This is a genomic window from Anaerostipes amylophilus (assembly GCF_025567365.1).
In the GTDB taxonomy this organism is placed as follows: Bacteria; Bacillota; Clostridia; order Lachnospirales; family Lachnospiraceae; genus Anaerostipes; species Anaerostipes amylophilus.
The window spans coordinates 304932-331904 of sequence record NZ_JAOQJG010000003.1 but is presented as its reverse complement, the minus strand read 5'-3'; the positions used below and the strand labels follow the sequence as shown (position 1 = coordinate 331904).

At 35.7% G+C, this 26973-nt stretch carries 36 protein-coding genes and 1 pseudogene; 5 read left to right on the top strand and 32 right to left on the bottom strand.

Going from position 1 to position 26973, the window contains the following annotated elements:
- Window positions 1-8 precede the first annotated feature (8 nt).
- From xseA to OCV53_RS06100, 3 genes are all read right to left on the bottom strand, one after another.
- Window positions 9-1232 (bottom strand): exodeoxyribonuclease VII large subunit, encoded by a 1224-nt coding sequence (gene xseA / locus OCV53_RS06110; RefSeq protein ID WP_055197134.1) that lies wholly within the window; start codon window positions 1230-1232, stop codon window positions 9-11.
- A complete protein-coding gene (gene nusB, locus OCV53_RS06105) occupies window positions 1222-1635 on the bottom strand; it encodes a transcription antitermination factor NusB (protein ID WP_022374342.1) in 414 nt (137 codons plus the stop codon). The genes xseA and nusB overlap by 11 nt, the downstream gene beginning before the upstream one ends.
- 71 nt (window positions 1636-1706) lie before the next feature.
- Window positions 1707-2081: an Asp23/Gls24 family envelope stress response protein gene (locus OCV53_RS06100; RefSeq protein ID WP_022374343.1), complete on the bottom strand. Its 375-nt coding sequence runs from the start codon at window positions 2079-2081 to the stop codon at window positions 1707-1709.
- A 273-nt stretch (window positions 2082-2354) separates the two neighbouring features.
- Here OCV53_RS06100 and OCV53_RS06095 point away from each other — a divergent pair, with 273 nt between their 5' ends.
- Window positions 2355-3746, top strand: coding sequence for a uracil-xanthine permease family protein (locus OCV53_RS06095; RefSeq protein ID WP_022374344.1), 1392 nt, complete (start codon window positions 2355-2357; stop codon window positions 3744-3746).
- A gap of 82 nt (window positions 3747-3828) precedes the next feature.
- Here OCV53_RS06095 and OCV53_RS06090 read toward each other — a convergent pair whose 3' ends face one another.
- From OCV53_RS06090 to OCV53_RS06080, 3 genes are read right to left on the bottom strand one after another with little or no spacing between them, the layout of a single operon-like run.
- Window positions 3829-4488 carry a 3-oxoacid CoA-transferase subunit B gene (locus tag OCV53_RS06090; protein WP_009202892.1) on the bottom strand — a complete coding sequence of 220 codons (660 nt, stop codon included), beginning with the start codon at window positions 4486-4488 and terminating at the stop codon, window positions 3829-3831.
- A gap of 1 nt (window position 4489) precedes the next feature.
- Entirely contained in the window at window positions 4490-5206 is a 717-nt protein-coding gene (locus OCV53_RS06085; protein ID WP_055197132.1) for a 3-oxoacid CoA-transferase subunit A, read from the bottom strand.
- 41 nt (window positions 5207-5247) lie between these two features.
- A complete protein-coding gene (locus tag OCV53_RS06080; RefSeq protein ID WP_055197130.1) occupies window positions 5248-6042 on the bottom strand; it encodes an enoyl-CoA hydratase/isomerase family protein in 795 nt (264 codons plus the stop codon).
- 96 nt (window positions 6043-6138) lie between these two features.
- Between OCV53_RS06080 and pflA the strand changes: the two are divergent.
- Window positions 6139-6822 (top strand): annotated as a pseudogene (gene pflA, locus OCV53_RS06075) (pyruvate formate-lyase-activating protein); the annotation flags it as partial.
- A complete protein-coding gene (locus OCV53_RS06070; protein ID WP_055197126.1) occupies window positions 6816-8750 on the top strand; it encodes a pyruvate formate lyase family protein in 1935 nt (644 codons plus the stop codon). The pseudogene pflA and the gene OCV53_RS06070, both read left to right, overlap by 7 nt.
- 54 nt (window positions 8751-8804) lie before the next feature.
- On the opposite strand, the gene OCV53_RS06065 is transcribed toward OCV53_RS06070, so the two are convergent.
- From OCV53_RS06065 to OCV53_RS12425, 19 genes are all read right to left on the bottom strand, one after another.
- Window positions 8805-9233 (bottom strand): hypothetical protein, encoded by a 429-nt coding sequence (locus OCV53_RS06065; protein WP_055197124.1) that lies wholly within the window; start codon window positions 9231-9233, stop codon window positions 8805-8807.
- 33 nt (window positions 9234-9266) lie between these two features.
- Complete coding sequence (locus OCV53_RS06060) at window positions 9267-10793, bottom strand: Y-family DNA polymerase (RefSeq protein WP_055197122.1); 1527 nt, start codon at window positions 10791-10793, stop codon at window positions 9267-9269.
- 14 nt (window positions 10794-10807) lie between these two features.
- Complete coding sequence (locus tag OCV53_RS06055; RefSeq protein ID WP_009265904.1) at window positions 10808-11041, bottom strand: hypothetical protein; 234 nt, start codon at window positions 11039-11041, stop codon at window positions 10808-10810.
- A gap of 39 nt (window positions 11042-11080) precedes the next feature.
- Window positions 11081-11764 (bottom strand): TIGR00266 family protein, encoded by a 684-nt coding sequence (locus tag OCV53_RS06050; RefSeq protein WP_226799578.1) that lies wholly within the window; start codon window positions 11762-11764, stop codon window positions 11081-11083.
- A gap of 13 nt (window positions 11765-11777) precedes the next feature.
- Window positions 11778-12725 carry a DMT family transporter gene (locus tag OCV53_RS06045; protein ID WP_055197118.1) on the bottom strand — a complete coding sequence of 316 codons (948 nt, stop codon included), beginning with the start codon at window positions 12723-12725 and terminating at the stop codon, window positions 11778-11780.
- Between the two features lie 165 nt (window positions 12726-12890).
- The gene (locus tag OCV53_RS06040) at window positions 12891-13349 is read right to left on the bottom strand and encodes a spore coat protein (protein WP_008390960.1); all 459 of its coding nucleotides are present in this window, start codon (window positions 13347-13349) and stop codon (window positions 12891-12893) included.
- A gap of 92 nt (window positions 13350-13441) precedes the next feature.
- Complete coding sequence (locus OCV53_RS06035; RefSeq protein WP_055197117.1) at window positions 13442-14170, bottom strand: DUF6070 family protein; 729 nt, start codon at window positions 14168-14170, stop codon at window positions 13442-13444.
- Window positions 14155-15333: an HNH endonuclease domain-containing protein gene (locus OCV53_RS06030; RefSeq protein WP_242852130.1), complete on the bottom strand. Its 1179-nt coding sequence runs from the start codon at window positions 15331-15333 to the stop codon at window positions 14155-14157. Before OCV53_RS06030 ends, OCV53_RS06035 begins: the two co-directional genes overlap by 16 nt.
- Entirely contained in the window at window positions 15294-15893 is a 600-nt protein-coding gene (locus tag OCV53_RS06025) for a class I SAM-dependent methyltransferase (RefSeq protein WP_055197115.1), read from the bottom strand. The genes OCV53_RS06030 and OCV53_RS06025 overlap by 40 nt, the downstream gene beginning before the upstream one ends.
- 27 nt (window positions 15894-15920) lie before the next feature.
- Window positions 15921-16472, bottom strand: coding sequence for a flavodoxin family protein (locus tag OCV53_RS06020; RefSeq protein ID WP_055197208.1), 552 nt, complete (start codon window positions 16470-16472; stop codon window positions 15921-15923).
- Between the two features lie 98 nt (window positions 16473-16570).
- Window positions 16571-17182, bottom strand: a complete 612-nt coding sequence (locus tag OCV53_RS06015) for an alpha/beta hydrolase-fold protein (RefSeq protein WP_262568561.1) — start codon at window positions 17180-17182, stop codon at window positions 16571-16573.
- Window positions 17183-17225: 43 nt separating this feature from the next.
- Window positions 17226-17588: a hypothetical protein gene (locus OCV53_RS06010; protein ID WP_055197113.1), complete on the bottom strand. Its 363-nt coding sequence runs from the start codon at window positions 17586-17588 to the stop codon at window positions 17226-17228.
- Window positions 17585-17995 carry a peptide deformylase gene (locus tag OCV53_RS06005; protein WP_008390971.1) on the bottom strand — a complete coding sequence of 137 codons (411 nt, stop codon included), beginning with the start codon at window positions 17993-17995 and terminating at the stop codon, window positions 17585-17587. Before OCV53_RS06005 ends, OCV53_RS06010 begins: the two co-directional genes overlap by 4 nt.
- Window positions 17992-18069, bottom strand: a complete 78-nt coding sequence (locus tag OCV53_RS12595) for a DUF7724 family protein (RefSeq protein ID WP_420314429.1) — start codon at window positions 18067-18069, stop codon at window positions 17992-17994. Before OCV53_RS12595 ends, OCV53_RS06005 begins: the two co-directional genes overlap by 4 nt.
- Window positions 18070-18282: 213 nt before the next feature.
- The gene (locus OCV53_RS06000) at window positions 18283-18825 is read right to left on the bottom strand and encodes a hypothetical protein (protein WP_055197112.1); all 543 of its coding nucleotides are present in this window, start codon (window positions 18823-18825) and stop codon (window positions 18283-18285) included.
- Entirely contained in the window at window positions 18825-19838 is a 1014-nt protein-coding gene (locus OCV53_RS05995) for an AAA family ATPase (RefSeq protein WP_055197110.1), read from the bottom strand. Before OCV53_RS05995 ends, OCV53_RS06000 begins: the two co-directional genes overlap by 1 nt.
- Before the next feature lie 221 nt (window positions 19839-20059).
- Window positions 20060-20662 carry an SAM-dependent methyltransferase gene (locus OCV53_RS05990; protein WP_022375714.1) on the bottom strand — a complete coding sequence of 201 codons (603 nt, stop codon included), beginning with the start codon at window positions 20660-20662 and terminating at the stop codon, window positions 20060-20062.
- 92 nt (window positions 20663-20754) lie between these two features.
- Complete coding sequence (locus OCV53_RS05985) at window positions 20755-21024, bottom strand: FmdB family zinc ribbon protein (RefSeq protein WP_009265939.1); 270 nt, start codon at window positions 21022-21024, stop codon at window positions 20755-20757.
- Window positions 20981-21265 (bottom strand): DMT family transporter, encoded by a 285-nt coding sequence (locus OCV53_RS12425; protein WP_081020018.1) that lies wholly within the window; start codon window positions 21263-21265, stop codon window positions 20981-20983. The genes OCV53_RS05985 and OCV53_RS12425 overlap by 44 nt, the downstream gene beginning before the upstream one ends.
- A 126-nt stretch (window positions 21266-21391) precedes the next feature.
- Here OCV53_RS12425 and OCV53_RS05975 point away from each other — a divergent pair, with 126 nt between their 5' ends.
- Window positions 21392-22234: a YitT family protein gene (locus OCV53_RS05975; RefSeq protein WP_022375715.1), complete on the top strand. Its 843-nt coding sequence runs from the start codon at window positions 21392-21394 to the stop codon at window positions 22232-22234.
- A gap of 140 nt (window positions 22235-22374) precedes the next feature.
- Entirely contained in the window at window positions 22375-22569 is a 195-nt protein-coding gene (locus OCV53_RS05970) for a hypothetical protein (RefSeq protein WP_055197108.1), read from the top strand.
- 81 nt (window positions 22570-22650) lie between these two features.
- On the opposite strand, the gene OCV53_RS05965 is transcribed toward OCV53_RS05970, so the two are convergent.
- The 7 genes from OCV53_RS05965 to OCV53_RS05935 form a co-directional block, all read right to left on the bottom strand.
- A complete protein-coding gene (locus tag OCV53_RS05965) occupies window positions 22651-22905 on the bottom strand; it encodes a hypothetical protein (RefSeq protein ID WP_055197107.1) in 255 nt (84 codons plus the stop codon).
- Window positions 22906-23036: 131 nt separating this feature from the next.
- Window positions 23037-23852 carry a hypothetical protein gene (locus OCV53_RS05960; RefSeq protein ID WP_055197105.1) on the bottom strand — a complete coding sequence of 272 codons (816 nt, stop codon included), beginning with the start codon at window positions 23850-23852 and terminating at the stop codon, window positions 23037-23039.
- A gap of 38 nt (window positions 23853-23890) precedes the next feature.
- Window positions 23891-24145, bottom strand: a complete 255-nt coding sequence (locus tag OCV53_RS05955; protein ID WP_055197104.1) for a hypothetical protein — start codon at window positions 24143-24145, stop codon at window positions 23891-23893.
- Window positions 24132-24464: a nucleotide pyrophosphohydrolase gene (locus OCV53_RS05950; RefSeq protein WP_055197102.1), complete on the bottom strand. Its 333-nt coding sequence runs from the start codon at window positions 24462-24464 to the stop codon at window positions 24132-24134. Before OCV53_RS05950 ends, OCV53_RS05955 begins: the two co-directional genes overlap by 14 nt.
- 1 nt (window position 24465) lies before the next feature.
- Entirely contained in the window at window positions 24466-26052 is a 1587-nt protein-coding gene (locus OCV53_RS05945; RefSeq protein ID WP_055197100.1) for a DUF2075 domain-containing protein, read from the bottom strand.
- Window positions 26053-26088: 36 nt separating this feature from the next.
- On the bottom strand, window positions 26089-26289 hold the full coding sequence (locus tag OCV53_RS05940; RefSeq protein WP_055197098.1) for a hypothetical protein: 201 nt from the start codon (window positions 26287-26289) through the stop codon (window positions 26089-26091).
- Between the two features lie 38 nt (window positions 26290-26327).
- A complete protein-coding gene (locus tag OCV53_RS05935; protein ID WP_055197096.1) occupies window positions 26328-26972 on the bottom strand; it encodes a hypothetical protein in 645 nt (214 codons plus the stop codon).
- Between the last annotated feature and the right edge of the window lies 1 nt (window position 26973).

The following is a 26973-nucleotide window of genomic DNA, read 5'->3' as shown; positions in this document are numbered from 1 at the left end:
CCTCTTTCTTAACTTTCCTTAATTTCATCCATTCTCTTGATCTGCTCTGCTTTCGTAATGATCGTTCCATCAGAAATCGTCAATGAAATCTGATCTCCTTCCATCACCTTCTTAACACTTGTCACTGGCTCTCCGTTTGATCCTTCGATATATCCAAAACCATTAATAAGTTTCGCCGTCGGAGACAATCCGTGAAGTTCCTTTGTATACAATTCCAGTTTGTGCTGATAGTCAGTCATCTTGTTCTTCATTACTGCATGGATCTGTTCTTCCAATTCTGCTAAATGCATCTTCTGTTCCTGTAATTGAAAACGAGGATCAAAATTAGCAATTGTAATCTGATATTGTTGCAATTTCATCTGATATCTACGAACCACCTGTTTCAATAATGTTCGAAGCGTATATTCTCTATTGATGATTCCTTCCATCACTTCTCTGATATCTGGAACTGCAAGCTCACATGCCGCCGTTGGTGTTGCTGCTCGAAGATCCGCAGCATAATCTGCAATTGTTGTGTCTACCTCATGTCCTGTTCCAGAAATGATCGGTGTCTGTGCTTCATAGATTGCTCTTGCAACCTTCTCCTCATTAAATGCCCATAAATCTTCGATGGATCCACCACCTCTTCCGACAATGATGATATCCACTCCATATTGATCTAATGCTTTAATTCCTGCAACAATGGTATCTGACGCTCCATCTCCCTGCACTTTCGCTGGATATAAAATAAGCTGGACATAAGGATTCCTTCTCTTTGCTGTACTAATGATATCATGGATCGCCGCACCTGTCCTTGCAGTTACCACTCCGATCTTCTTTGGATTCTTAGGAATTGGTTTCTTCTTCTCATGATCAAATAAACCTTCTTCATATAACTTCTGTTTTAACATCTCATAAGCTACATAAAGCTCCCCGATTCCATTGAGGCGGATCTCTTGTGCATAAAGCTGGTAACTTCCTCCACGCTCATACACACTGATATTCCCATCAACTACAACTTCCTGTCCATCTTCTAACTCAAACTTCAGCCCATCATATCTTGCATTCGCAAACATAACACAAGATATCTGGCTTCCTTCATCCTTTAATGAAAAATAAATATGCCCGGAAGAATGGTATTTGCAGTTTGATACCTGTCCTTTGATCGAGATTCTTCTCAGAGCATAATCACTTTGAAACATTCTCTTGATATAAGTATTAATCTGTGTTACAGAAAAAACTTTATTCTTCATTCATATCCTGTCCAATCTTACTTAACACACCATTGATAAATGGAGCTGCTTTCTCGTTGCAGTATTTCTTTGCAAGTTCTACTGCTTCATTGATCGCTACCTTTCTTGGCACCTGTTCATCTAATAAGATTTCATATGTTGCAAGTCTTAAAATAGACAATTCTGCCTTTCCAAGTCTTTCAAGATTCCATGCATTTGTATGAGCTGAAATTTCTTCATCAATCTCATCTAAGTGTTCGATCAGATTCTCTGTCTTTGCTGTAATCTCTTTCTGAGTCTTCTCATTAATACTCTCATGTCCATGAAAATATAACTCTACCTGATCTTCAAATTCTTCCTTTTCACAGAATTCTACACAAAATAAAATTCTAAAAATATGTTCTCTTACCTCACTTCTTTTCATTATGATTCCTTTCTGCGATACAAAGACGGAACTGTTGATCAGTCCCGTCTGACTTTGCTTTTATATTATTTCTACTCTTCTTCTGCTGCCACACCTGCAACACGAACATTGACTTCTTTTACTTTCAATCCCGTCATATTCTCAATGGCAGACTTTACTCGATTCTGAACTTTCTCTGATATCTCTGGAATACTTACTCCATAATCAAGTTCTAATGCAAGATTGACTCTTACATGATGATTCTCTACGACAACTTTGACTCCCTTGGATAAATTGTTAACTCCAAGTTTACTTACCAATTCATTTGTAATATTTCCACACATTCTGGCAACACCTGTCACTTCAGTCGCTGCGATTCCTGCGATCACTGCGATCACATCATCTGCAATTTTCACTTCTCCGAGCACTCCCTGCTCGTTTATCTGGTAACTACTTTTATTCTCCATAGTAAAAGCCTCCTGTATTTCTGCATACTGATATGATTTATTATAGCAAATATGTTATAGTTATTCAAACTTATTTTGTGTTTTCTTTTAAATCTCCTTATATATTTCTATTTTTTAGATTCTTAATCAGATTCTTAAATTATAAAGTTATAATAATTAATTGCTCATAAAAAAGAACTATACATTTTCTGCCAAATCCTTTATAATATTATGCTGTAAAAATAGCAGTATAAAACTGCTCATCATACATTATAAAAAGGAGACGAAAGAAAAATGAATCAAGAGAAAAACAAAGGTGCGGAGTACGATTTTTATGGAAAACTTCCGCTGCAAAAAGCGATTCTCCTTGGTCTGCAGCATGTATTCGCCATGTTCGTAGGAAACTTAACTCCAGTTCTGATCATTACAGGGGCTTGTGGTATTGCTTCCGGAACCGAATTTGCAGACGTTCAGATTGCGCTTTTACAAAATGCTATGTTAATTGCCGGAATTGTCACTCTGATCCAGTTGTATGCAATTGGACCAATCGGTGGAAAAGTTCCAATCATCATGGGAACCAGTTCAGGATTTATCGGTGTCTGCAGCAGTGTTGCTGGAGTCATGGGTGGTGGAATTCTTGGATATGGTGCGATCATGGGTGCTTCCATTATCGGTGGATTATTTGAATCTGTATTAGGATTTATGTTAAAACCACTTCGAAGATTTTTCCCAGCGGTTGTAACCGGTACGGTTGTACTTTCCATTGGATTGTCACTGATCGGTGTTGGTGTCAATTCTTTTGGTGGTGGAAATTCCGCTAATGATTTCGGATCAATTGAGAACTTATTACTTGGAACTATTGTTCTTGTGATCATCATCGCATTAAAGCATGGAACAAAAGGTATGACAAGTGCTTCTTCCGTATTGATTGGAATTATCGCAGGATATATCATTGCGGGAATCATGGGTGTTGTACTTCCTACAACTGCCGTGAATGCAGATGGTGTAGAATACACAAAAGCATGGGTATTAAATTGGGATAAAGTTGCACAAGCCAGCTGGTTTGCCGTTCCAAAATTTATGCCTGTAAAAATTGTTTTTGATGCAAGAGCGATCATTCCTGTACTTATCATGTTTATCGTAACCGCTGTAGAAACAGTCGGAGATATTTCTGGTGTTATCGAAGGTGGTATGGATCGTGAAGCTACAGATTCTGAGCTTTCTGGTGGTGTTGTCTGTGATGGTATCGGATCTACACTCGCAGCATTCTTTGGTGTTTTACCAAATACATCATTCAGCCAGAACGTTGGTCTTGTTACTATGACAAAGATCGTAAACCGTTTTGCACTGGCTACAGGAGCAATCTTCTTAATTCTTTGTGGGTTATTTCCAAAACTTGCTGCCCTGATCTCTATCATGCCACAGAGCGTATTAGGTGGAGCAGCCGTTATGATGTTCTCTTCTATCGTAATCAGTGGTATTCAGCTGATCACAAAAGAGCCAATGGGTATGAGAAATATCACAATCGTATCTGTAGCACTTGGTCTTGGATACGGAATCGGTGCAAACAGTACAGTTCTTTCCGGACTTCCTGAAGGAATTCAGTTAATCTTTGGAGGATCTGGTATCGTACCTGCTGCACTTGTTGCAATTATTTTAAATATTGCGTTGCCAAAAGAAGATTAAATAAACTAATAAAAACAGCACTGCATTGGGAATTTTATTCCTGTACAGTGCTGTTTTTCTATATGCTTTCCTGCGTCTATTATCAGCTCATAACACCAATTTCATCCGGTACGATCACATCAGCTTCTGTGCATGCAAGGATATCTTCTACACTATATCCTTCTGCAAGTTCCCTTAACACGAGACCATCTTTTGTAACTTCAAAATAGCAGCGTTCTGTTACGATATCTGTTACACAATGAACTCCCGTCAAAGGAAGTGTACATTTCTTTAATATCTTAGACTTTCCACTCTTTTCACAATGGTCTGTTGCTACAATGATCTTCTTCACTCCGGCACACAGATCCATGGCACCACCCATTCCTGGCACCATCTTCCCTGGAATCGTCCAGTTAGCGATATTGCCTTCTTGGTCTACCTGAAGTGTACCAAGAACTGCTGCATCAATATGTCCGCCACGTATAAATGCAAAAGACATCTCATGATCATACACGCTTCCACCTTTGATCACAGATGCAGGCTGTCCGCCGGCATCAATAACATCAATATCTACTTTATCCCAGCTTGGGGTTGGTCCACTTCCGACGGTTCCGATCTCTGCTTCCAGCCACAGATCCACACCTTCTGGGAGATAATTTACACACATCAGCGGAACTCCGATACCAAGATTTACAAAATCTCCATCTTTAAAAAACTTTGCACATCGTGATGCGATCAGCTTTCTTCCTGTCAATCCTGCCATATCACTGACCTCCTTCCGCTTTTGCTTTGGCTCGCTGCCACATTGGACACATTGGTCGTTTCTCACCGGTTCTTTCATAGATCATATCGATCACAGGTGCTGGAACATCGATCTCTTCTGGTCCTAGTTCACCCACTTCCACGATCTCTTCGACTTCAACAATCACCATATCAGCAGCCATAGCCATCGTACTGTTTGTTGCTCTGGAATTCATTCGGAATGAAATATTACCTGCAGTATCTGCTTTCGTTGCTTTGATTAAAGCAACATCTGCACGCAATGGTAATTCCAGAAGATATTCTTTGCCATCGATCGTTAGTTTTTGTTTACCTTCTTCTACTTCTGTACCAAGTCCTGTTGGTGTCAGACAGCCACCTAAGCCTGCTCCACCACAACGGATTCTTTCTGCAAAGGTTCCTTGCGGACTAAATTCTATCGCAAGTTCTCCTGCAAACATCTGATCCTTGGCGATCGGGTTCAACCCAATATGTGTTGTGATCAAACTCTTAACTCTGTGATCTTTGATCAGCTTTCCGACTCCTTGATCCGCCATTCCAGCAGATACAGCGATCGCATCAATGTCTTTGATTCCTTTTTCTAACATTCCATCAATGATCTCATCTGCTGCAAATTCTCCATGCCAGTCTCCAAACATGATCGTCTGTCCATCATGAATTCTTGAGAGCGCTTCCTCTCTTGTTACAACTTTTGACTTCAAAGGCGTGACCTCCCTTCTATGTTCATGGTTTGATCCTGGCTTTATTCTCCTTTGAATTCAGCCTTTCTCTTCTCCATAAAAGCTTTGACTCCTTCTATAAAATCAGAAGATGCCGCACATTCACGCTGTGTCGGAATCTCACATTCATCCAGGTATTTCTTATAATCAGCAAGCCCTGCCTGATAAATCTGTTTCTTGATATTCTTATAAGAAAGTAATGGTCCACTAGCAAATTTCTTAGCAAGTTTCATAACGGTATCATCTAATTTCTCCGCTGGAACTACATCATATACCATTCCGGCATCTTTTGCTTCCTGTGCTTTCATTGGTCTTCCTGTAACACACAGTTCCATTGCCTTCTGAATTCCAAGACTCTTAACAAACAGGTACGTTCCACCGGTATCTGGAACTAGTCCAAGATTCACAAATGCCATAATAAACTTCGCATTGTCTGCGCATACAACAAAGTCCCCTGAAAATGCAAGACTTACTCCTGCACCTGCTGCCGCTCCACTTACACTTGAGATCACAAGCTTACTCATACGCTTCAGACCATCGGTTACATTGCCAACTTTACTGATCAAAGAATCCATATTCACTTCTCCACCTTGTTGGATCAGGTTATAGAAGTATCCAATGTCTCCTCCTGCTGAAAATGCCTTTGGCATTCCTTTTAAAACAACAACTTTTACATTCGGGTCATTCTCACAAGTATCTACTACGTACATCAACTCGTCTGCCATCTGATCATCAATTGCATTAAGATTCTTCATATAGTTCATTGTGATGATACCAACTCCATCTTCTACAACGAACTGCAATTTCTCTAGCTTCATAGGCATATCCTCCTTTAAGTTGTTTTGATAAGTATATTGTATCATTTTTTGTACAATTTGTGAAGTTTTTCGACAAAATTAAGGGGGGTTGATGGACCAGGGATACGAACCGTTATCTTTTTACAAGGATGTGCTCTAAGATGTCGTTTCTGCCATAACCCTGATACTTGGGAATTATCTGGCGGAACCGAATACACACCGGAAGAACTTGTTGCAAAGATCCGACGATTTAAACCTTATTTTAAAGAAGATGGTGGTGTTACCTTTTCTGGTGGAGAACCTTTATTACAACCTGATTTTTTAAAAGAGATTTTAAAACTATGCAAGAATGAAGGCATTCACACTTGCATCGACACTGCAGGTTATGGACTTTCTGATTATGATGAGATTTTAAACCATACAGATCTTGTTCTTCTTGATCTGAAACATATCCATAAAACGGATTATGAAAAAATGACAGGAAGATCAATGGATCGTTTTGAAGAATTTTTGAATGCTTTAAAAAAACATCAGACTAAGATATGGATTCGCCATGTCGTTGTTCCAGGAATTACTGACAGCGAAGATCATATGGCTCAGTTAAAAGCTTATATTCAAACGATTCCTAATGTAGAGAAAGTTGAGCTGCTTCCTTATCATTTACTTGGTACCAACAAATATAAAGTTATGGATATTCCTTATTCTTTAGAAGGTGTACCGGCCATGGATAAAAAGAAAACAGAGATGTTACAACAAACCTATTTTGATCATGTTTATTTTATGGAGGAAAAATCATGTTAAACGAATGGAATGGATTCAACGATGGTGTCTGGACAAAAGAAATCAATGTAAGAAATTTTATACAGAAAAACTACACTCTCTATGAAGGAGATGACTCTTTCTTAGCTGATGTATCTCAGAAAACAAAAAAAGTCTGGAATAAATGTGAAGAACTGCTTGCTGAAGAATTGAAAAAAGGAGGCGTTTTAGATGTTGAGACAGATATCATTTCTGGTATCACGAACTTCGCACCTGGATATATTGATAAAGAAAATGAGGTGATCGTTGGACTTCAGACAGATGCACCCCTAAAACGTATTGTCAATCTATATGGCGGTAAACGTATGGCGCACCAGTCACTGGAACAATATGGTTATAAACTAAATGAAGAGATCGACCGCCATTTTAATGAATACAGAAAAACACACAATGAAGGGGTTTTTGATGCCTATCCAAAACGTACTCGTCTTGCAAGAACTGCTGGACTTCTAACAGGACTTCCTGATGCTTATGGACGTGGACGTATTATTGGAGACTACCGTCGTGTTGCTCTTTATGGAATCGACCACTTGATCGAAGAAAAACAAAAAGATTTAGACTTTGAAGATGGACCTATGACAGAAGACCGCATCCGTCTGCGTGAAGAAATTTCTGAGCAGATCCGTGCCCTTTCTAAAATGAAAGAAATGGCTGCATCTTATGGTGTTGATATTTCAAAACCTGCAAAAAATGCGAAAGAAGCTGTTCAGGCGGTTTATATGGGATATCTTGCGGGAACAAAAGAAAATAATGGAGCTGCAACTTCCCTTGGACGTACTTCTACATTCCTTGATATTTATATTGAACGAGATCTTAAAAATGGAGTGATCACAGAAACAGAAGCTCAGGAATTGATCGATCAATTTATCATCAAACTTCGTCTGACAAGACATTTAAGAACTCCTGAATATGACGAGCTATTTGGTGGAGATCCTACGTGGATCACAGAGTCTATCGGTGGAGTTGGTATTAATGGAAAACCTCTGGTTACTAAGAATTCTTTCCGTTATCTTCATACTTTATATAACATTGGAACTGCTCCAGAGCCTAACTTAACTGTTTTATGGTCTGAAAAACTGCCAGACAACTTTAAACATTTTTGCTCTAAAGTTTCTATTGATACGGATTCTATCCAATATGAAAATGATGATGTTATGCGCCCAGTCTATGGGGATGATTATGCGATCGCTTGTTGTGTATCTGCAATGAAGGTTGGAAAACAGACACAGCTGTTCGGAGCCCGCTGCAATCTGGCAAAATCACTGCTTTATGCGATCAATGGAGGAATTGACGAGAAAAAAGGAATCCAGGTTGTTCCTGGAATCGAACCGATCACAGATGACGTTCTTGATTTTGACAAAGTATGGGAAAACTATAAGAAAGTTATGACTTATGTTGCTGAATTATATGTTGATACAGTAAATATCATTCATTTTATGCATGATAAATACGCATATGAAGCCAGCCAGTTTGCTCTTCATGATACAAACTTAGAGCGAATCGCAGCTTATGGAATTGCTGGTCTGTCTATTGCCGCAGACTCTCTATCAGCGATCAAATATGCAACTGTAAAACCAATCCGCAATGAAAATGGTGTAGCAATTGACTTTGAAACCATTGGTGATTTCCCTAAGTATGGAAATGATGACGACCGCGCAGATGATCTTGGAAAAGATCAAGAACAACGAGTACAAAACCTTACAACAATCTTAGACGGATACTTTGTTCAAGGTGCACATCATTTGAATGTAAATGTTATGCATAGAGAAACTTTGATCGATGCTATGGAACATCCAGAAAAATATCCAACACTTACGATCCGTGTTTCTGGATATGCCGTGAACTTTAATCGATTATCACGCGAACAGCAGGAAGAAGTGATTCGTCGTACATTCCATCAGAGTATGTAGATTTTTATGAAACAGCAATGGTGCCTGTTTTTTTGATTGAATCAGGCACCATTACTATTCTTCAAACATTTCTCCCTCTATATCACTTATCTGTTCAATAGGGATGATCGTCTGATCAGTCATAACAACTGTATGTTTATATTTATCAATTTTCTTTACACAACCAGAACAGGTAATATATGCTCCCCCATCTTTCTTAGTATCTGGTACAAAATACGTGATCTCAACCAATTGTTGTGTACCAATAGTTTCAGTGATCAGATATAACTTTTTATTTAATTCTGCTATAACTTCTTCACTCAACACCTGTTTCGCATCTGTTTGTCTTACAGTTTCTTTAATAGCTGCTTGGTGTCCGGTAAGTGCCGCAAAAGGCGAAAATTGTGCTGCTCTGGCATAAAGTGACATACGAGGGTGTTTCTTTGAAGTTGGATGCGGCAGATTGATAATATCATCGTATTTATGATTGTGCTGATCTTTCATAATCTTCCTCCGTTCACACTGAATACTTATTTTCTATGCTTTATGTCCGCCGATCTGCTCATTACGGTCTTTTGCCGTTGCTCCTTCCTGAAGGTTCATTCCTTTCAAGATAGCGTTCTTCCCAAACTTCTTTTTGATTGTGAGCATTGTCTGTTGCATCCGTTTCTCACGCTCTAAAACAGCCTCTTCTTCGGCTTGTTCCTGTTCCTTTACCGTATAATCTGTAAAAAGATCAAGCTGCTCATACGTTTCTTCTTCCTTTGAAAAACTTTCATCCACGAGCTTGTTCGCTGTGATATTGATTCTTCTGATCAGCAGATTTTTATCCACGATCCGATCATATAATTCCATCACTGCATCTGTGATCAGCATGGTAGATGATGTCTGCCTTTTTAGGTTTGTTGTTCCGTGAGCATGTTTGGGAACTTTCCTCCCATACCGATCAATCGTAACAGATCCCTTGTACTTCCTATATCTGTCTGGATCCGTTAGATTTTCTATATCATAACCTACGGTCAATACGATCTGGTCAGTAACAAGTCTCTTATCTACCAGATCAAGTGTCATAAGATCAGTCATTTCTTTTACAACTAACTTTGCCTTATCAAAGTCATAGGGGCAGTGAAGTACTTGCCCGGAGCATACACTGTTGGTTTCCGGTTTGTACGCTTTGACTTGCTCCATAGTACAAGGCTCATAGCCCCAGGCATGATCGATCAGCAGTTCCGCATTGATCCCAAACATCTTATAAAGCAGTTCTTCATTATGGAATTCATTTGGCTTTCCGATGGAACATCTTGCAACATCTCCCATTGAGAAAAGACCGTGTTCTTCCAACTTCTTCGCATAGCCTTTGCCTACTCTCCAGAAATCCGTAAGCGGTCTGTGATTCCATAGCTTCCTACGGTAAGACATTTCGTCTAATTCGGCGATCCTTACGCCATCCTTATCCGGTTTAATATGCTTTGCTACGATATCCATCGCAATCTTGCACAGATACATATTCGTTCCGATTCCGGCGGTTGCTGTAATTCCCGTTGTTTTTAAAACGTCTCGTATCATAGTCATGGCAAGTTCCCTTGCAGTCATCTGATAAGTATTCAGATAATCTGTTGCATCTATAAATACTTCATCAATTGAGTACGGAAAAATATCTTCTGGAGCAATATACTTCAGATAGATATTATAAATCTTGGAACTATATTCCAAATAGTATTCCATACGTGGTGGTGCAACAATATAATCAACCTTCAATGCCGGATTTACATTTAATTCTGTGCTGTCATCCGACGAACCTGTAAATGTTCTGTTTAAAGCTTTCCACCTGCGGGTATTATTGACTTCTTTAATCTTTTGCACGACTTCAAACAAACGTGGTCTGCCTGGTATTCCATAGCTTTTCAGCGATGGAGATACCGCAAGGCAGATCGTCTTCTCCGTCCGGCTTTGATCTGCAACCACAAGATTTGTCGTTAAAGGATCGCGATTTCGCTCCTTACATTCCACAGAAGCATAGAATGATTTGAGGTCGATCGCAATATAAGCCTTTGTCTTTGTCATCGTTCTATGCTCCCCTATTTGCATAATGAATCAACCATCATAGCGAACCACATCATACAAAACATAAATAAAAAACACAATAGTACAGAACCACACCCAACATTTGATTTCCCATCATCGGATGATTCTTCCTTCTCTCGGTTATGCTTCGATGCATCATCTTCTTTCAATTTGTTATAAAGATAATATTCTCTGGCATTGTCTTTCCAATCTTTTTTCCCATTTCGATCATAGTCAAAAAAGGCCATATTGATCACTCCCCATTCCTTAATCTATTCATGTTTTTTCTATTTACTAGAGCTTGGAAAATATGGGCTTAATACTCCAGCTACATTACTGATCGGCATTGTTTGCAGCCATACTTTCCCAGGACCTGTAAGTATTGTGTTAAACACTCCTTCTCCACCAAACAACATATTCTTTACACCCGGAACACTTTTGATCTCCATCGTACAACTTGCTGTCATCGCGGCCAAATGTCCAGTGTCTACAACAATCTGCTCTCCAGCCTCTAATTCATATTCCACAACATGACCATCAAATTCTGCAAACATGATACCATGGCCAGATGCTTTCTGCATAATAAAACCTTCTCCGCCAAATAATCCAGCTCCGATCTTTTTATTAAAGAATGCAGATAACTCAACTCCATTCTCACCGGCAAGATAAGCACTTTTTTGTAATATCATTTCCTGTCCAGGTGCAATTTCAAATGCCTTGATGGATCCCGGGAAGCATGAAGCAAAGGCGATCATCCCTTCTCCGCCTTGTGCGGTATAAACATTCTGGAACATCTTTTCTCCTGAAAACGCTCTTCCAAAGATCTTTCCTATTCCTCCATTCGAAGTTGTTTCCATTTTCATATTTGGAGACATCCAAGACATTCCTCCACCTTCTGTAACCATTTTTTCTCCAGATTCCAGATAACAGATAACTACTGGAAGTGTTTCACCTAAAATTTCATATCTCATAATGTTTTCCTCCTTACTCAACATTTGATTTGTTATTTTTCTTTGCATTTACAATATAAATTCCAACACATACAAGTGCGAGTGCAATCAGACTTCCAATATTAAATGCCTGTTTGACTTCTCCCAATACCAATGCCGACAAGATTACACTGCATAATGGATTTACAAATCCAAAGATTGCTACCTTTGACACATCATTATATGCAAGTAATACAGACCAAAGTGTATAGGCAACTGCAGATACCAATGCAAGATACAACACGACCGTAATTCCACCAACTGTTACATGATCTAAATGTCCACCCATTGCATTTCCGATTAAAAATAATACAATTCCACCAATAAAAAACTGAGTTCCACTTAATATAACTGGTGATACTTTTTTTGAATAGTAATTGATCAATATCGTGGATGTTGCATAGGCTAACTGTGAAATCAAAACGAATCCTTCTCCCATCATCGTAAAGCCGAAATCCAAAGAATTCCCAAGAAGATTGATCACGACAACTCCTGCAAATCCTAAGATGCATCCTGTTAATTTTCTTCCCGTTAGTTTTTCATTTCGTACGATCAAACATGACATTAGGATTGCGATAAAATTTCCTAAACCTGTAATGATTCCACCTTTCACTCCAGATGTATGTGCCACGCCGATATAAAAGAAAAAATACTGTCCAACAGTCTGAGCAAGGCAGACAGGAACTGCATATTTTAGAATCTTTCCATCGGGCAGTGTCACTTTCTTTTCCCGTATAGAAGCAAAAATCAAGACGAAAAGTCCTGCTAACGCAAATCTTATTCCTGCAAATACGATCTGACTGGCTGTGTTTGTCGTATCTACTTGTAACAGTCGATATCCTGTCTTGATCATCGGAATAGCACTTCCCCATAGAATACAGCATAAACTTGCCAGCGCTGCTACAACCCAAGTCTTTGTTAATGTATGATGCTCTGTCTTCATTATCTTTTTATATGTCCTCTCTTGTATAGTACTTTATTTGTATTAATTCTATCATATTTTCATATCTTATCCAATCCATACATTATTGATGTTTTTGTAATGATAACAAAAGACTCAGAAGTCCACGGCTCCTGAGTCCTTTAAAATTATCATATATCTATTGCATTACTGCATTCCGTTTGCTGTCTTATATTTATACAGCATTTCGGCATGATTCTGTTCTTCTACCTGAATGTCTGCCATCAACTTTCTAAGATCACTATCCCCAAACATAAATACATTTGTATTATACTCTCCGGAAACCAATTTCTCTGTTCCAATTGCATCAGTTGCAAGAAATGCATCATGCATCTTATCTTCGGACTGGCTCGCTGCTGTATAGATTGCTCTTGGTTCATAGTCTCTTCCATCACTGTCATTGCAGTCACTTGACGGTACTGTTCCATCTAAGACCTGTGTGAGTGAATCGTAATGTGTCTGCTCTTTTTTGTGTAACTGTTCAAAAAGATTTTTAAGTTCTGGATCGATCGCCTGCTGTGCGTATTTTTGATACTTTTCTATGCAACTTTTCTCCTGTGTTCTTAGGTTTTCAATTGCTGTTCTTTCTGTCTCTTTTAATACCATGATATGAGTTCCTTTCTACTTTGGAAATTTTTATGATGGTATTATCTGCTGTTTGATGCATTTCTATGCAACGAATGGCGAAAATTTAATATTCAATTACATTGAAATTCCATCGTACCATCCGTCTGTAATTCTGCTTGATCAGATAAGTAAAATTCCAAAGTCATAATATTTTTTTCATTCAATTCCAGTTTTTTCACTTGATACTTTACCATTTCACTCATAGAAAATTTACCATCTTCTTTATAGATCGTTGTCAAAATTCCTTCTGTCTTTCCATTGTTGCTTTGTAATCGGATATTTGCAAATCCTCCGGAACTATTTTGCTGTAACAATGTTATCGTTGTTGGTTTTCCAGCTTTTGTTTTTTCATAAAATGTTTTCAATTTCTCACCATGACTTGTCTTGGATGGTTTGAATTTTACTGGTGCATTTTTTGTACTATGTTTTTCTTCCCCAATCTGGGCAACAGGATAACCTTTGGATGTTAATGTATCATATAGCATTTGTAAGTCTTTTTTTGTAACTTTATTCTCATTGATTTTTATGTTTTGACAAATGTCTGAAATTTGCTTAACTTCTTTTTGTGCCTGAGCTTTTTCTCGCTTTGTTATCACCAATGGTTCCCACTTCTTTGTCTTATGATCTGTTTGTTTTGTTGTTTCTTTTATATTTGATGATCTACATGCTGTAAGTGTTATGACACTTGCGAGTAACAAAATAGCTAGCATTAATCTACTACATATATTCTTCGGATATTTTCTTTGCTTTTCTAACCACATATTCTTCTGCCCTTTTAAAATTCTTATGAATAATCCCATATTTCATACCCCTGTCGACGTGCGGAATCATATACGGGTATCATATTCTTTTCAAGTATATTATAAAACATCTCTTTTGAATTACCTTTTCGATATAATTCTTGTCCTGCCCAGATAGAATGGAGATTATCTTTATAACAACCCTTAAATCTGTTATAGATTCCCATATCATCATAAATCATTTGATACATCAGATATTGATTTTGTGCAAAATTCTGAAAAAACGGATTCCATTTTGGTAATCGATTACTCTTTGATGAATTTAGTGATGCATCCATCGGCATCAGATTCCAGAGTTCATCGTTCATAACAAATGACCATGGAATAAAATGATCAATATCGTATTTTTTCTTCTTCACAGGTTGTCCAGTAAAGACGTCTCTGATTTCTTGAACTTCCATGATATCTTGCCAGAGATCTCTTACTTTTTTAAGCTTTCGCACCTTTTCTTCTGTTGGGGTCAATTTATATACCAGACCGGGAACTTCTGGATTATTGTTCTGCAGCCATTTTACTTTTTCGTATTGAATCCAACCCAAAATATTGACTGTATGATCTTGGATCATCTTGATCCAGTCTTGTTGGAAATATACTTCTTTTTTTAACTTGCTGCTTGTTCCTAATATGTATGGAAGAGTTAAGACTTCTTTATTAAATTTCTGAATATACGCTGTCATGCGATTTGCGCTATTCCAATTTACTTTTTCATTACTCCTCGTAAAAAAGCCTGCTAATGCTCGGTATGGAACCATATGAGTCAGCTGTTCTTTCGTCGTTTTTAATTCCTTGTTATACTGCTTGATCGCGTTTTTAATCTCTACTTTCGAAGCATTCGCCGATAATTCACTAAGCTCTGTTAGCAAAAGAACTGCTCTCTCCAATCCATCCTTGATCTGTCCGTCCAGTGGCATTCCACTTAAGTGAATATGGAACTCTCTTACAGAATACCATGCATTTGTGATCATCTCATCTATGATTTCATCAAATGTCGATTCTGTTTTTCCCTCAGAGATTAACTGTATGATCGCTTCCAGCCAATAAAATTTATAGCAATAGGATGGACTTTTCATCATTTTAGAAAATCCATCAATATTTAGATTGTTATAATATTTTGGCTCAATTTCTAAGATATTTTTCCCTTGCAAATCAGGATATTCAACCATCGTTCATCACCTCGTCCTTCTCTGACATCTCCTGTTGTCCATATTTCTTTGATCTGTAATTGAGGGATCTGCAAGATAAATTCTTTCAATGAATCTTCTGTAAAATCCGTAAAATAACGCCCATTTCTCTCCCCTTCGAATTCACCATACTTAAATGATGTATAAATGATTCCATTTTCTTTCAATGCTTTGTTCATCTTATGAAATACAAGAAAAAGATCATTTTTTGATAAATGAAGGATTGATGCACATGCCCAGATTCCATCATAAATATTCTGGTCATTTAATTCTTCAAACAACATTTGTTTTACTTTGATTCCTGTATATTTTGAGGCTTCCTTACAAATCTCTTCGGATCCGTCAATCGCCGTTACATTATATTTTCGCTTTAGAAAATATTTTGTATCGCGTCCGGAACCGCACCCAAAATCTAAGATGGATGCGCCCGATGGAAGATAAGATAAAAATTTATTTTGTATGTTTGTAAAGTCTACGGATCTTGTTGCTTGTATGAATGATTTAGTGTATTTGTTATAATAGTTTATGGTTTTGTTGTTCATTGGAAGCCTCTCCAAACTACTTGTATATTATATTGATTTGCCCATTTCATAAGCACGTTCTAATAAGTCCTCTTGTTCTTTCACAAGCCCTGCATCCATAACATTTGTTGCGTATATTCTTCCTTTTACTTTTGAATCATCCAAATGCTCGACAAATCCGTCCAGATCCCCTAAGGATCTTTTTATAATGTCTTCTCCTAATCCTGCAGAAATAATATAATAAACATCTTTGTGTCCTAAATTCTGCCAAATTGGATATGTACGATCAATGAATATTTTCATCTGGGCTGAAATTCCATAAAAATAAACTGGTGTTGCCAAAACTAATACATCTGCCTGTTGATATTCTTTTAAAATATCTCCCATATCATCTCGTTGAACACAAAATCCTCCATTTTTCATACATGCATCACAAGCTATGCAAAAATTAATTTTTTTGTCTGACAGGCGAATCATCTTGACTTGATGACCTGTACTTTTGGCGCCTTCTGCAAATTTATCACATAAAATCTGAGAATTACCCTTTCTTCTTGGACTTGCTGATAAGATTAATACTTTTTTAAATTCTGCTTTTTTCATTTGTACTTTCCTCAATTGATCAATTCTGCTTTTTCCAAACATCCGGTTGATATTAAATGTAACAACTCCTACCATCTGTTTCCTTAATTCTGGATTTCTTAATGTCTGCAAGAATCATTGCGCAAAATTCGTTCCTTTGTTCTAGTTCGATCTCCAACTCTTGCCATGACCGGATTCTTTGTTTTTTCTTCTTTTCCTCCAAGGCTTAAGTAGATATTGCTTTCATACTTTATTTGATGATGTAACACATATTCATCCCATTGTTCGAACCATAAAGAACCGGAGCAGCTTGCAATTGCTGAGAAGATATCCGTTTCATAGGATGTCCATAGAGCAAACAATCCTGCAAGGGAATATCCGATCAGATAAATTTCTCTGTCTACCCCGTAATCTGCTTTTAATTCTGGAATCAAATCATTCATTAACCATTGTAAAGTCTTTGGACCATTTCCTTTAAAATCTTCATCTCCAAAGGCAGCAGGTGACTTCCATGGAGAAAAATCAGCATTCCAATCTATTACCTGAAATGCACAGAAAAGAAAATCCTGATCATTGACTGTCTCCATCAGGCAATCCCACATATGTGCTATTTCATTTCCACGATGAGGGTACATTCCCCATAAAATGATTGGACCACCGGAACCATTTTGCTCTATATAACATGCTTTCTGTTTTATCTGTAATTTCTGCATAAATACATTCATCTCCATAAATTTATCTGCTTTTAATGGATTTATTTTCATGAATTTTGGCTTATTCCCTAGTTGTAGAATCCTCCAGTTCTTCTAACGCGTCCATATAATTATCCATCCATTCCATCTGCCATTGTCTGGGACCTGTTTCTGATATCTGGCTCAACGGATCGATTTCGTCAAACATTCCAAGATTCTCTGCCATATCTAGCGGAAACAAAGTTTCATCTGGGCCGATTATTACCTGATCTCCAATCCCTAGATTCCTGTCATAAGCTGTTAATTCTTCCATTGAAATCTCTTCTGGTTCATCTATAGAATCTTCTTTTACATAAAAAGTTAACATGGGAATTTCTGTTTCTTCTGCTTCTATTTTTACAATCGTAAAAATTGGTATTTCATCCATTGTTTGTAATTCAATCATATCACAATCCCCTTGCAATGATCAATTTCATGCTGTATGATCTGTGCTGTCCATCCAGAATATTTCCCGTGCTGCTCTTTAAAGTCCTGATCCAGATAATCTACTTCTATCTCCTTATATCTCTTACAAGGTCTCACTCCATCCAAAGATAAACATCCTTCTTCTGTCTCAAATACGCCTGATTTCTTTGTAATCTTCGGATTGATCATTGCAAACTGAAATGGCCCAACTGCTACTACGATAATGTTCTTTTTAACGCCGATCATATTTGCTGCCATTCCAACACAATGATCTAAATTAGCTCTTAGTGTATCTAACAGATCAACTACTACCTGCTGATCTGCTTTTGTTGCATCTGTTGATTTCTGTGCTAGAAACAATGGATCTTTCATTATGTCTTTTATCATTTTATTTTTACCTCCTTTATTTCCTTTAAAAATTCTTCTGGAGAAATATATAAATTTTCTAATATTGGTATCAAATATTTAGATGACTTGAGTCTGTCTACTGCCCATGGTTTTGATGTGCAATAGTTTGTCCCATTTGTTGTCTTGTGTATCGTTCATAAATTGATATTCCTGCCTTCCTGTTTCAATTATTGCAGCAATCTAAAAGACCCAGAAGTCCATGGTCCCTGAGTCTTTTAGAAAATACATTATAATGGTCCTAATTGGTATGGGTAACAACCTAATGGTTATAATGCATAATCTTGATTGTTTGCTGTTAAACTAAGCTTTTCTGCTAACTCTTCATTCAATACCATTATTTCAATATTCCAAATTTTTCTAATCTGTAATAACCTGGCTTTTAATTCTGCAGATGGTCCTACTAACCAAGCAACATCTTCAGCATTCTTAATTACCAATACAAACTTTAATTTCATATTTTTCATTTCATCTACAGATTGTAAGCTATCTCCAACCTCTGAAATATCCGGATATCTACCTAAAATAGAAGCTAAATAAATATGTAAAGATGCAATAAATTTTTCTACTAGTGAAGAAAAATAAACTTCAAATTTATGTTCTTTCTCCTCTGTTTCATGCCGTTTCTCCGCATTAGGACAACTTTTCTTTGCTTCTAAAAATATAATACTGTCCTCTTTATATTTTAAAATAAACTCTACTGTCTTAATTCCATCACCAAGATCCCTATAAATTTTAGAATTTTCAATATGAAACAAGTTAGATTCATCAAATTCTCCAAAATTCATTTCCGATTCTGTTATTACTTTCACTATAATACCACCCCAATTTCTTCTCTATAAAGTTGACGAAAAGTATCCATAATCGTATTATGTTCCAGTAATTCAAATTCTTTTGCAATCTCACATTGCACTTTACTCATTTCATCTTTATACAGCGAAATATACTGAACATTACTGTCAGATTTCCGTTTTATTTCAATATACTTAGATAAAAAATAATCATGTGTTGAAACAAAAATCTGTACACCCTCTTTTTCCAGCATAATTAATAATTCTGCCAACACAGGAATATATTTCGGATTAATATTAGCCTCTGGTTCATCCCAAAATAATACAGATCCTTTCTCTAATGTTCCGTTCTTAATAAGCTGCCATAATAGAGCTATCTTACGTAAACCTTCTGCAACTAAATTAAATTCTAATTTTGCTTGTGTACCTGGTTTTAAATAAAAACGATCTTCATGTAAAGTAACTTTTCCACTGCTAATCTGTTGTAAAATCTTTAAATATTTCTTCCTTGCAGCGGAATCTACACCTCTGGAAATATCAATTTTAGCAGCTGCAATAATATCTAAATAGGTGTCATCAAATTCTACATTTCCCATCTTCACTGCTGCATCTAAATTCCATGCATTGGATAAAATTTCTTTTGCTGGAATAAACACACTTGTGAGATCAGACATTTGCTTTTCCCATTTTTCCTCTGTTGTAATCTCTGCATCCCATTTTTTGGTTTTCGTTGAAAATGTCATTCCAATCTTTGCTGTGTCTGATCCTACGGATACTTTTGCTGTATTTTTCCCATTTTTCTTTCTATTTACTAATCGTCCAATACTTGACTGATCTGGTCGAAAAAGCATAGTTGTTTTCTGTGAAAATGATACATCGTGTTTAGAAGCCTGACATGCTGCATAAGCTAATTTCATAACATGAGTCTTTCCCATACCATTCTCGCCTACTAGTATATTTAATCCTTTATTAAATGGAATTTTTATATCATCAAATACCGTAAAATTATCCGCCTCTATATTTGTTAATGGCATTTTCATCACCTCATTTATTATTTTGCTCTAGATTTTTGTGTTAAAAAGTGTATCTAAAGTTACATAATTTGTTGTATTATATCCGTTTTTCTTATATTTTATTTCATATTTTGTAACTATAGATGCATATTTATGATTATACATGATTTATTATTTTTCGTCTATTTATATTCATCTTCATTGAGCAATATTGATCAAATATTTAGATGGCCTGAGTCTGTCTACTGCCCAATCTCAAAAATCATAATGCGTTCTCTCTCACTATTTCCACCAAACAAATCGGAACAATCAATTTCATCGGTAAACATCATCTCATCCACCGTCATCAGATATGTAAGATATTCGTCGGATGGATAATAGAAGAAACATAAAATCTGTCTTGGATGTTCATAGTATGATTCCATGATCCTTGCCATCACTTTTCTCAAAATCTCTACGGAAAATGGATTAAAAAAATAGATGCGGTCTATCTGTTCTGGGAGTTGAAATTCTTCTGCATTCGCTAATGAAAATGATACCCTCTCTTTCGATACGGCTTCTTTCTTATTTTCCATTACTTTCTCATAAATGCGTTCGTCATATTCAACTCCGAGGCAACGGCATCTTGTCTGGTAGGATAAGAAAAAGTCTACCCTTCCTTTACCACAGCCATAATCTAAGAGCATATTGTTCTTCCTTATAAGTCCTGTATTTGCTAATCGTTGCAGTACAGAATATGGAGTTGGTTCGTATGGATAGCGGTATTGATCGGATTGAGAGTCGTCTCTGCCCATGGTTTTGATGTGCAATAGTTTGTCCCATTTGTTGTCTTGTGTATCGTTCATAAATTGATATTCCTGCCTTCTTGTTTCAATTATTGCAGCAATCTAAAAGACCCAGAAGTCCATGGTCCCTGAGTCTTTTAGAAAATACATTTTTAAATCCAATTGCAGTCTCCACCCGTGATAGCAAGGCTTAGTAAAGCATCCATCTTTTCGACTTCTTCTTCACCCTCGATTTTCTGAAGTAACTGCGCAGTATCTAAAATATCTTCCATATTTTCATCTGGTCCAATCTCGTAGTCGATCTCTGCCTCACAGTCTGGACATGGAATCTTCTCCATCATCTGTAATGAGAGGAATCTATTCCCGCATTTTTTACATTCATAATATCCGCATTTTTTTGTTCCATCTGGTACATAATACATTGTTCCTATCTCCTTTTTTTGCTTTATTATCACATATTATACATCTAATCTGGTCTGTTGTCTTAACTTTTTGTGAGACCACAAACCCAATAAGGATTAATATAGTTCCAATGATAGAAATCACTGTTATTTTTTCATGTAAGATTAACACTGAAAGTATTACGGTTATAACAGGGGATACGTAAATATAGATACTTGTCTTGATTGCGCCAATCCATTTTGTCGCAAGATTCCATAACAAAAATTATAATACGTTCTTTCTCACTATTTCCACCGAATTTCTTGAAAAATAGAATATTCATGCTAAAATAAATGATTGAATTATGAAATCATTATAAATGAAACAATCGTCAAAGAAGGTAGTATTATGAAATCAAAACTTAAAAATTTTTCCTTACTTACAATCAGCACACTCATTATGGCTGTCGGAATTTACTTCTTTAAATTTGCAAACAATTTCACATTTGGTGGTATCACAGGTATTGCCGTTTTAGTTGCAAAATTCCTTCCTATTTCTGCCAGTGATTTTTCTTTTGTTGTGAATATTTTATTGCTGATCATTGGATGGATCGTCTTAGGTAAAAGCTTTGCTGAAAAAACAGCTTACAGCACGATTCTTTTATCTGTAAGTTTATCTCTTTTAGAGCGAATTTATCCTATGAGTCATCCACTTACCAATGAGCCATTATTAGAGTTGATCTTTGCAATCTTATTGCCAGCGCTTGGTTCAGCAATCTTATTTAATATTGGAGCTTCTAGTGGTGGTACAGATGTTATCGCTATGATTCTTAAAAAATATACGAGTGTAGATATCGGAAAGGGCTTAATGATCTCTGATCTTATCTTTACTCTCGCAGGATTCCTAGTGTTTAACGTCAAAACAGGACTTTATTCTTTGTTTGGTCTGATCATGCGTTCTGCGTTGATCGACAACTTTATTGAAAGTTTTAACCGTTCTAAATACTTTCATGTTGTAACTTCCAATGCAACATGTATTTGTGATTTTATCCAAAATGATCTACAGCGCGGAGCAACCATTGTGAATGCAACCGGAGCCTTTACAGGGGATGACAAATATATTATCCTGACGGTTCTTAGTCCTTCACAGGCAGTGAAACTTCGAAACTTTATCAAAGAACATGATCCAAAAGCTTTTCTTTTAGTTTCTAATACAAGTGAGATTATCGGAAAAGGCTTCCATTCTGTCTAGGATGGACAGCCTTTTCTCTACTTTCTTCTGGTACAAAATACATTGTTCCTATCTCCTCGTATAATATCTTTTATTGGATTTATTTTACAAAATATTTTTCTTAAATTATCACATACTAAGAAACGAGGAGATTTCAATGCATGAATAATAAGAAGAAGAAACGAGAACTTACAAACGAAGAAATTGATGAAAATATCTTCGAAATGTGCAATATTTGTTCTACCACGGATTGTACTGGATTGATCCAAGTTGTTCCAAGAACAGAAGCCGAGCTTGAATCTTACGAAGAATTGTACCACTTCCGACCACCGTTTTTACCTCGTGATGATGATTAAGTCGTCATCCATTTTCTCCTGTAACAAGATCTTATGGCCTGTTATGACTATAAGGTCTTGTTTCAATGTCCACTTTCTCTTCTAATTAGTCTGACAAAAAATATCATCTCTTATTGATTCTAACATAATTGTTTGTGGTGTAGCATCATAATTTTCATCCATCCAAGCTACAGACTCATCGTCCAAATAATCCATGAAATCAATATATGTATTCTCCTCATCCATTTCGAAAATTCCTTCTTTCTCAAAGCTCAAAACTCTCTGAATCAGCTTATTATCAGGATATGTCTTTTTAAGAAATTCAATGTGCTCTTTTTTAAGTTTAAATCTTATCATACTTATCACTTCTTCCTTTTACTTTTGAATCATCTTTTTTGGCCTGTGAAAGTCCTGTTTCCATCATTGTATCAAATTCTACTTGTGTTAAATTATCTCTGGTGACTAATTTATCTGAAATAATTGTGTTTTTAATTTACATCGTACCATCCGTTCACTTTTCCATGTCGAAAAATTATATAAGAGCCGTCATCATAATACCAATATGACCAGCCATTTGAACTTGTTGCAGTACTGGATGGATTACCCCAATGATGAAGGAATCTATATGTACATTTTAATTGCTTTTTGGTCATACCTGTTTTCATATTTTTGGCATATAAAACTTTATTAAATGCGTTACTACTATCTACACCAACGCATTTATTTTTATAATATGTTTTTATGCTAATTTTACTTCCATACGATGGTTTTTTAATTTTAATTCTATATTTATCTGTTTTGTTATTCATTTTTTTCGTATATGTTTTTTTACCTACTTTAACTTTCAAAACATATCCTTTGTCATAGCTATAAGTTCTTAAAGTTATATACCTAGTATTACGATATACATTATTTCGACTACGTACATCAAAACTAGCATATCCATCTGTACCTTTATATGCTTTTTTAAAATTCCAAACTACTTTTTTTCTTGTTGTTTGTCCGCAATCACTGCACTTGTATTCAAAAATTCCATTTGTTTTCGGCTCTGCCCATTTAATTAATTTTGAATATTCAAATTCATGTGCTTTTCTAAAATATTCTTTACGATTGCACTCGTTACATTCAAATAATTCATAATGATATGTTGCATCACATTTTTTATACTCATAATCGCTATCCCAATCATGTTCACCATATTCATTATACCAATAGCAGTCGTCATCGTCAGCTTTAACATTCACTTGAGTAAATAAAACAACTGATGCTAAAAACATTAGCATAATTAAATTCCTTTTCTTCATACCTTCTTCCCCCTAACTTTGTACAATTTAAAATCGGATTATTTTGTTACACAAGATACTTTATAAACTATCTTTTTTCCCATATTTAACGCATATTTTTGTTTTGCGATATATTGCACTTCCATTTTCTTTTTATATATTGATTCATACATTTTTTTAACATCACATGCATCTGGTCGTTGATCATATATAGAGCATATATTGTCTTCTGTCAAATACTTGTAACTTCCATTTCCCGAATCAAATTTTTCTAATTCTTTTATTTCTTCATCTCTAAGTTTAAAGTTTATCATACTTATCACTTCTTCCCTTAGCCCTCTCAACAGGATATTTCCGCTCATTGATCTTAATCTTCTCTTGTACAATTTCATCTAAATCAAGTTCACAAGCATCTGCCATCAATACACAATAATTCACTACATCTGCTAATTCCTCCTTGATTTTATCTTGTTTTCCTTCATTTGACACATCTGCACCGCTCCATTGAAATACTTCAAGAAGTTCAGCTGCTTCCAGCGAAATTGATATTGCAAGATCTTTCGGATTATGAAATTGTTTCCAATCCCTGTCATCTCTAAATTTTAAAATTTTATTTATCGTCTCTTCTCGCATCTTAATTCTCCACTTCTATGTACTGGCTCAAATATTCTCTTAGATCATCATCACATACATAAAGAAACGTTCCTTTAATGCCTCTTGTCATTAACACATAATAGATATTTTTAATATATTCTAATAATTGTTCATATGTTGTTGACCGTTTACCATTTTGATCAAAATATAACTCTTTACGAACAATGATCTGTTTCGTATTTTTATCGTATCCTATATCTTTACCTAAGATAACAAAAGCATAATTTAAATCATACCCTTGTATCGAATGAATACATCCAACTTCATCGATTGCCTCCGGTGTATGCACCCATCCTTCTGTACAATGATTCCACTTGCGCTTGATTCCTTGAATTTCGATGTTTTTTTTCGTTTGATCTTTTTTACTGATCCATGGCCAGGCATATCCTGCAACCATTCTGGATAATCCTACTTCTGTTTCTTTTCGATACATATCCTTTTCAAATTTTGAAAAATCAAGATATATTTTAAGATCATATTTATCTGATTTATATTTTTCAGTACATGATTCTTCAAATATACTTTTCACAAAATCTATATATGCATTTCCACCTTGTACTCTCATCTGTGTTAATAATGTAAAATAAGAAGTCATACGTTGTTCCAATGAATTCTGCATCTTTTGGTCAAATCGCTGATAATCTATTCCTGATGGACCTACTACCTGCATTGCATCATAGAATAAAATAGTACAATCTGATTGTTTTATAATCCAATCCAATTCATCTGCTTCTGTCGTCAATCCAAGTTTTTCACAATTTTTCTTAAACGAACCCATATAAGATATATTTTTATACTGATGCAAACGATGTGCTTCATCCACCAATAATATATCATATTTTTTCTTTGTAATATCTGATGGTGATAATACCTGTGATGGTCTTAATCCATAAATACTTTTGAAAATGATTTTCATAGTTTTTCTAAGCGATGTCTGTGGAACAACAAATCCTATTTGCTTGTTTTGAAATTCTTCACAGTCCGTTAGATATTTCATTAAGTAAACTGCTACTATCGTTTTTCCACTTCCTGGCATTCCATTTATTACAATTCGATTTGTATCCTCTTCCCTAATCCTCTGAATAATTGTTTCTACTGCATTTCGCTGATTGTCATTTAATTCTTTATACGGGGAGTATTTAAATAAATCAGAGTTCTCAATCTCCTCTAAAGAATGTTTTACCAATTTCTCCCTTTGCAGTTTTCTCCAAAGTAATTCAAATTTCTTATCATATTCCTGTTTTTTATAATATTGTTTATCGGCAATTCCAGAATTTTTATTTGTCACTTGAAAAAGCTCGTCTGCAACAATATATTGTATTAATTTTGATTCATAGTCAAATGTTACTGACTGATTAAATATTTTGGAATAAATAAAATGGACTTTGTCAAAAATCTTTTTTTCTACATTTGAACTATGTTGTGTCATCCTTGTTTTGACATGATTTGACTCTCCAATATATATTTGTTTTCCATTTTCAAGAAGATATAACATTGGCCAATTATCAAGATATTCTTCATTGCTGTAGATATTATTTTTAAAGTCACCTTCTATAATTTTGAACATTGCTACTCCTCCTCACATTTTACATTAGTATCCAGTTTATTTAAACAAGTCCCAAAAACTAAAACTAGTCTTATTATAAACCTTATTGTAAGCAGCCTTCTTAGGATCTTTTACCCATCCTGTCCCCTTCTTTCCATAGCCAGGAATTACTGCTTTTTTCACAGCCCTTTTTGCCTTTCCTTTTGTTCTGGCGCTTATTGATTTTTTAATACTAGGTTTTCTCATTCCAAATTTCATTACACTCTCCCCCTTTGTCTTTATTTAAAATAGCGTTACTATTCTTCTATAGATTTTATCTCCTTTTCTCCATCTTTAAATGTCACAGATCTAATATATTTATCACTCTGCATATCTTTCTCTTCTTCCATCGTATCCAAATTCATTTTATATAATGTGAATTTTTTAGTAGAACTATTTTGTTCTTCTTTTAATTTCGTGTAATAAACTGTTTCGTCATTATATCCTTTCAATATTGCGTTTTTCTTTACTTCTAGAATATCTTTTCCATCATATGATAAAGATATAATCTGTGTACTATTTTGTACCACAATTCGATCTCCTAAATAATATTTTTGAATATTATCTGCTAATTTAACTTTCTTTTTCGTCTTTTTGTTTTCACGATATAAAGTTCCTTTTTTTGACAGTATGATCTTATCTGTCTTTATCACACTATTTTTATCCTTTGAAGATGGAAGTATAACTGTTAATACGCCAAATATAACTATTGTAGATATAATAAATATAACTGTTTCAAAACGTACTTGTTTAATCCAATAAATTACTGCCATAACTGTATAAATTGCCATTAACACTAATGCATATTTCTGCATTTTAGGTTCCCCTACGGCATAGATTAAAACAATAAATAACGTTATAAGAATTGCAACTATCTTTTTAACAAATTTTTTTATACCCATA

What these genes read in the sequence shown, in the direction of transcription:
- xseA (WP_055197134.1), bottom strand. Translation starts at nt 1,232, where the DNA reads ATGAAGAATAAAGTTTTTTCTGTAACACAGATTAATACTTATATCAAG.
- nusB (WP_022374342.1), bottom strand. Translation starts at nt 1,635, where the DNA reads ATGAAAAGAAGTGAGGTAAGAGAACATATTTTTAGAATTTTATTTTGT.
- OCV53_RS06100 (WP_022374343.1), bottom strand. Translation starts at nt 2,081, where the DNA reads ATGGAGAATAAAAGTAGTTACCAGATAAACGAGCAGGGAGTGCTCGGA.
- OCV53_RS06095 (WP_022374344.1), top strand. Translation starts at nt 2,355, where the DNA reads ATGAATCAAGAGAAAAACAAAGGTGCGGAGTACGATTTTTATGGAAAA.
- OCV53_RS06090 (WP_009202892.1), bottom strand. Translation starts at nt 4,488, where the DNA reads ATGGCAGGATTGACAGGAAGAAAGCTGATCGCATCACGATGTGCAAAG.
- OCV53_RS06080 (WP_055197130.1), bottom strand. Translation starts at nt 6,042, where the DNA reads ATGAAGCTAGAGAAATTGCAGTTCGTTGTAGAAGATGGAGTTGGTATC.
- OCV53_RS06070 (WP_055197126.1), top strand. Translation starts at nt 6,816, where the DNA reads ATGTTAAACGAATGGAATGGATTCAACGATGGTGTCTGGACAAAAGAA.
- OCV53_RS06065 (WP_055197124.1), bottom strand. Translation starts at nt 9,233, where the DNA reads ATGAAAGATCAGCACAATCATAAATACGATGATATTATCAATCTGCCG.
- OCV53_RS06060 (WP_055197122.1), bottom strand. Translation starts at nt 10,793, where the DNA reads ATGACAAAGACAAAGGCTTATATTGCGATCGACCTCAAATCATTCTAT.
- OCV53_RS06055 (WP_009265904.1), bottom strand. Translation starts at nt 11,041, where the DNA reads ATGGCCTTTTTTGACTATGATCGAAATGGGAAAAAAGATTGGAAAGAC.
- OCV53_RS06050 (WP_226799578.1), bottom strand. Translation starts at nt 11,764, where the DNA reads ATGAGATATGAAATTTTAGGTGAAACACTTCCAGTAGTTATCTGTTAT.
- OCV53_RS06045 (WP_055197118.1), bottom strand. Translation starts at nt 12,725, where the DNA reads ATGAAGACAGAGCATCATACATTAACAAAGACTTGGGTTGTAGCAGCG.
- OCV53_RS06040 (WP_008390960.1), bottom strand. Translation starts at nt 13,349, where the DNA reads ATGGTATTAAAAGAGACAGAAAGAACAGCAATTGAAAACCTAAGAACA.
- OCV53_RS06035 (WP_055197117.1), bottom strand. Translation starts at nt 14,170, where the DNA reads ATGGGATTATTCATAAGAATTTTAAAAGGGCAGAAGAATATGTGGTTA.
- OCV53_RS06030 (WP_242852130.1), bottom strand. Translation starts at nt 15,333, where the DNA reads ATGGTTGAATATCCTGATTTGCAAGGGAAAAATATCTTAGAAATTGAG.
- OCV53_RS06025 (WP_055197115.1), bottom strand. Translation starts at nt 15,893, where the DNA reads ATGAACAACAAAACCATAAACTATTATAACAAATACACTAAATCATTC.
- OCV53_RS06020 (WP_055197208.1), bottom strand. Translation starts at nt 16,472, where the DNA reads ATGAAAAAAGCAGAATTTAAAAAAGTATTAATCTTATCAGCAAGTCCA.
- OCV53_RS06015 (WP_262568561.1), bottom strand. Translation starts at nt 17,182, where the DNA reads ATGGAGATGAATGTATTTATGCAGAAATTACAGATAAAACAGAAAGCA.
- OCV53_RS06010 (WP_055197113.1), bottom strand. Translation starts at nt 17,588, where the DNA reads ATGATTGAATTACAAACAATGGATGAAATACCAATTTTTACGATTGTA.
- OCV53_RS06005 (WP_008390971.1), bottom strand. Translation starts at nt 17,995, where the DNA reads ATGATAAAAGACATAATGAAAGATCCATTGTTTCTAGCACAGAAATCA.
- OCV53_RS05995 (WP_055197110.1), bottom strand. Translation starts at nt 19,838, where the DNA reads ATGCCATTAACAAATATAGAGGCGGATAATTTTACGGTATTTGATGAT.
- OCV53_RS05990 (WP_022375714.1), bottom strand. Translation starts at nt 20,662, where the DNA reads ATGAACGATACACAAGACAACAAATGGGACAAACTATTGCACATCAAA.
- OCV53_RS05985 (WP_009265939.1), bottom strand. Translation starts at nt 21,024, where the DNA reads ATGTATTATGTACCAGATGGAACAAAAAAATGCGGATATTATGAATGT.
- OCV53_RS05975 (WP_022375715.1), top strand. Translation starts at nt 21,392, where the DNA reads ATGAAATCAAAACTTAAAAATTTTTCCTTACTTACAATCAGCACACTC.
- OCV53_RS05970 (WP_055197108.1), top strand. Translation starts at nt 22,375, where the DNA reads ATGAATAATAAGAAGAAGAAACGAGAACTTACAAACGAAGAAATTGAT.
- OCV53_RS05965 (WP_055197107.1), bottom strand. Translation starts at nt 22,905, where the DNA reads ATGATAAGATTTAAACTTAAAAAAGAGCACATTGAATTTCTTAAAAAG.
- OCV53_RS05960 (WP_055197105.1), bottom strand. Translation starts at nt 23,852, where the DNA reads ATGAAGAAAAGGAATTTAATTATGCTAATGTTTTTAGCATCAGTTGTT.
- OCV53_RS05955 (WP_055197104.1), bottom strand. Translation starts at nt 24,145, where the DNA reads ATGATAAACTTTAAACTTAGAGATGAAGAAATAAAAGAATTAGAAAAA.
- OCV53_RS05950 (WP_055197102.1), bottom strand. Translation starts at nt 24,464, where the DNA reads ATGCGAGAAGAGACGATAAATAAAATTTTAAAATTTAGAGATGACAGG.
- OCV53_RS05945 (WP_055197100.1), bottom strand. Translation starts at nt 26,052, where the DNA reads ATGTTCAAAATTATAGAAGGTGACTTTAAAAATAATATCTACAGCAAT.
- OCV53_RS05940 (WP_055197098.1), bottom strand. Translation starts at nt 26,289, where the DNA reads ATGAAATTTGGAATGAGAAAACCTAGTATTAAAAAATCAATAAGCGCC.
- OCV53_RS05935 (WP_055197096.1), bottom strand. Translation starts at nt 26,972, where the DNA reads ATGGGTATAAAAAAATTTGTTAAAAAGATAGTTGCAATTCTTATAACG.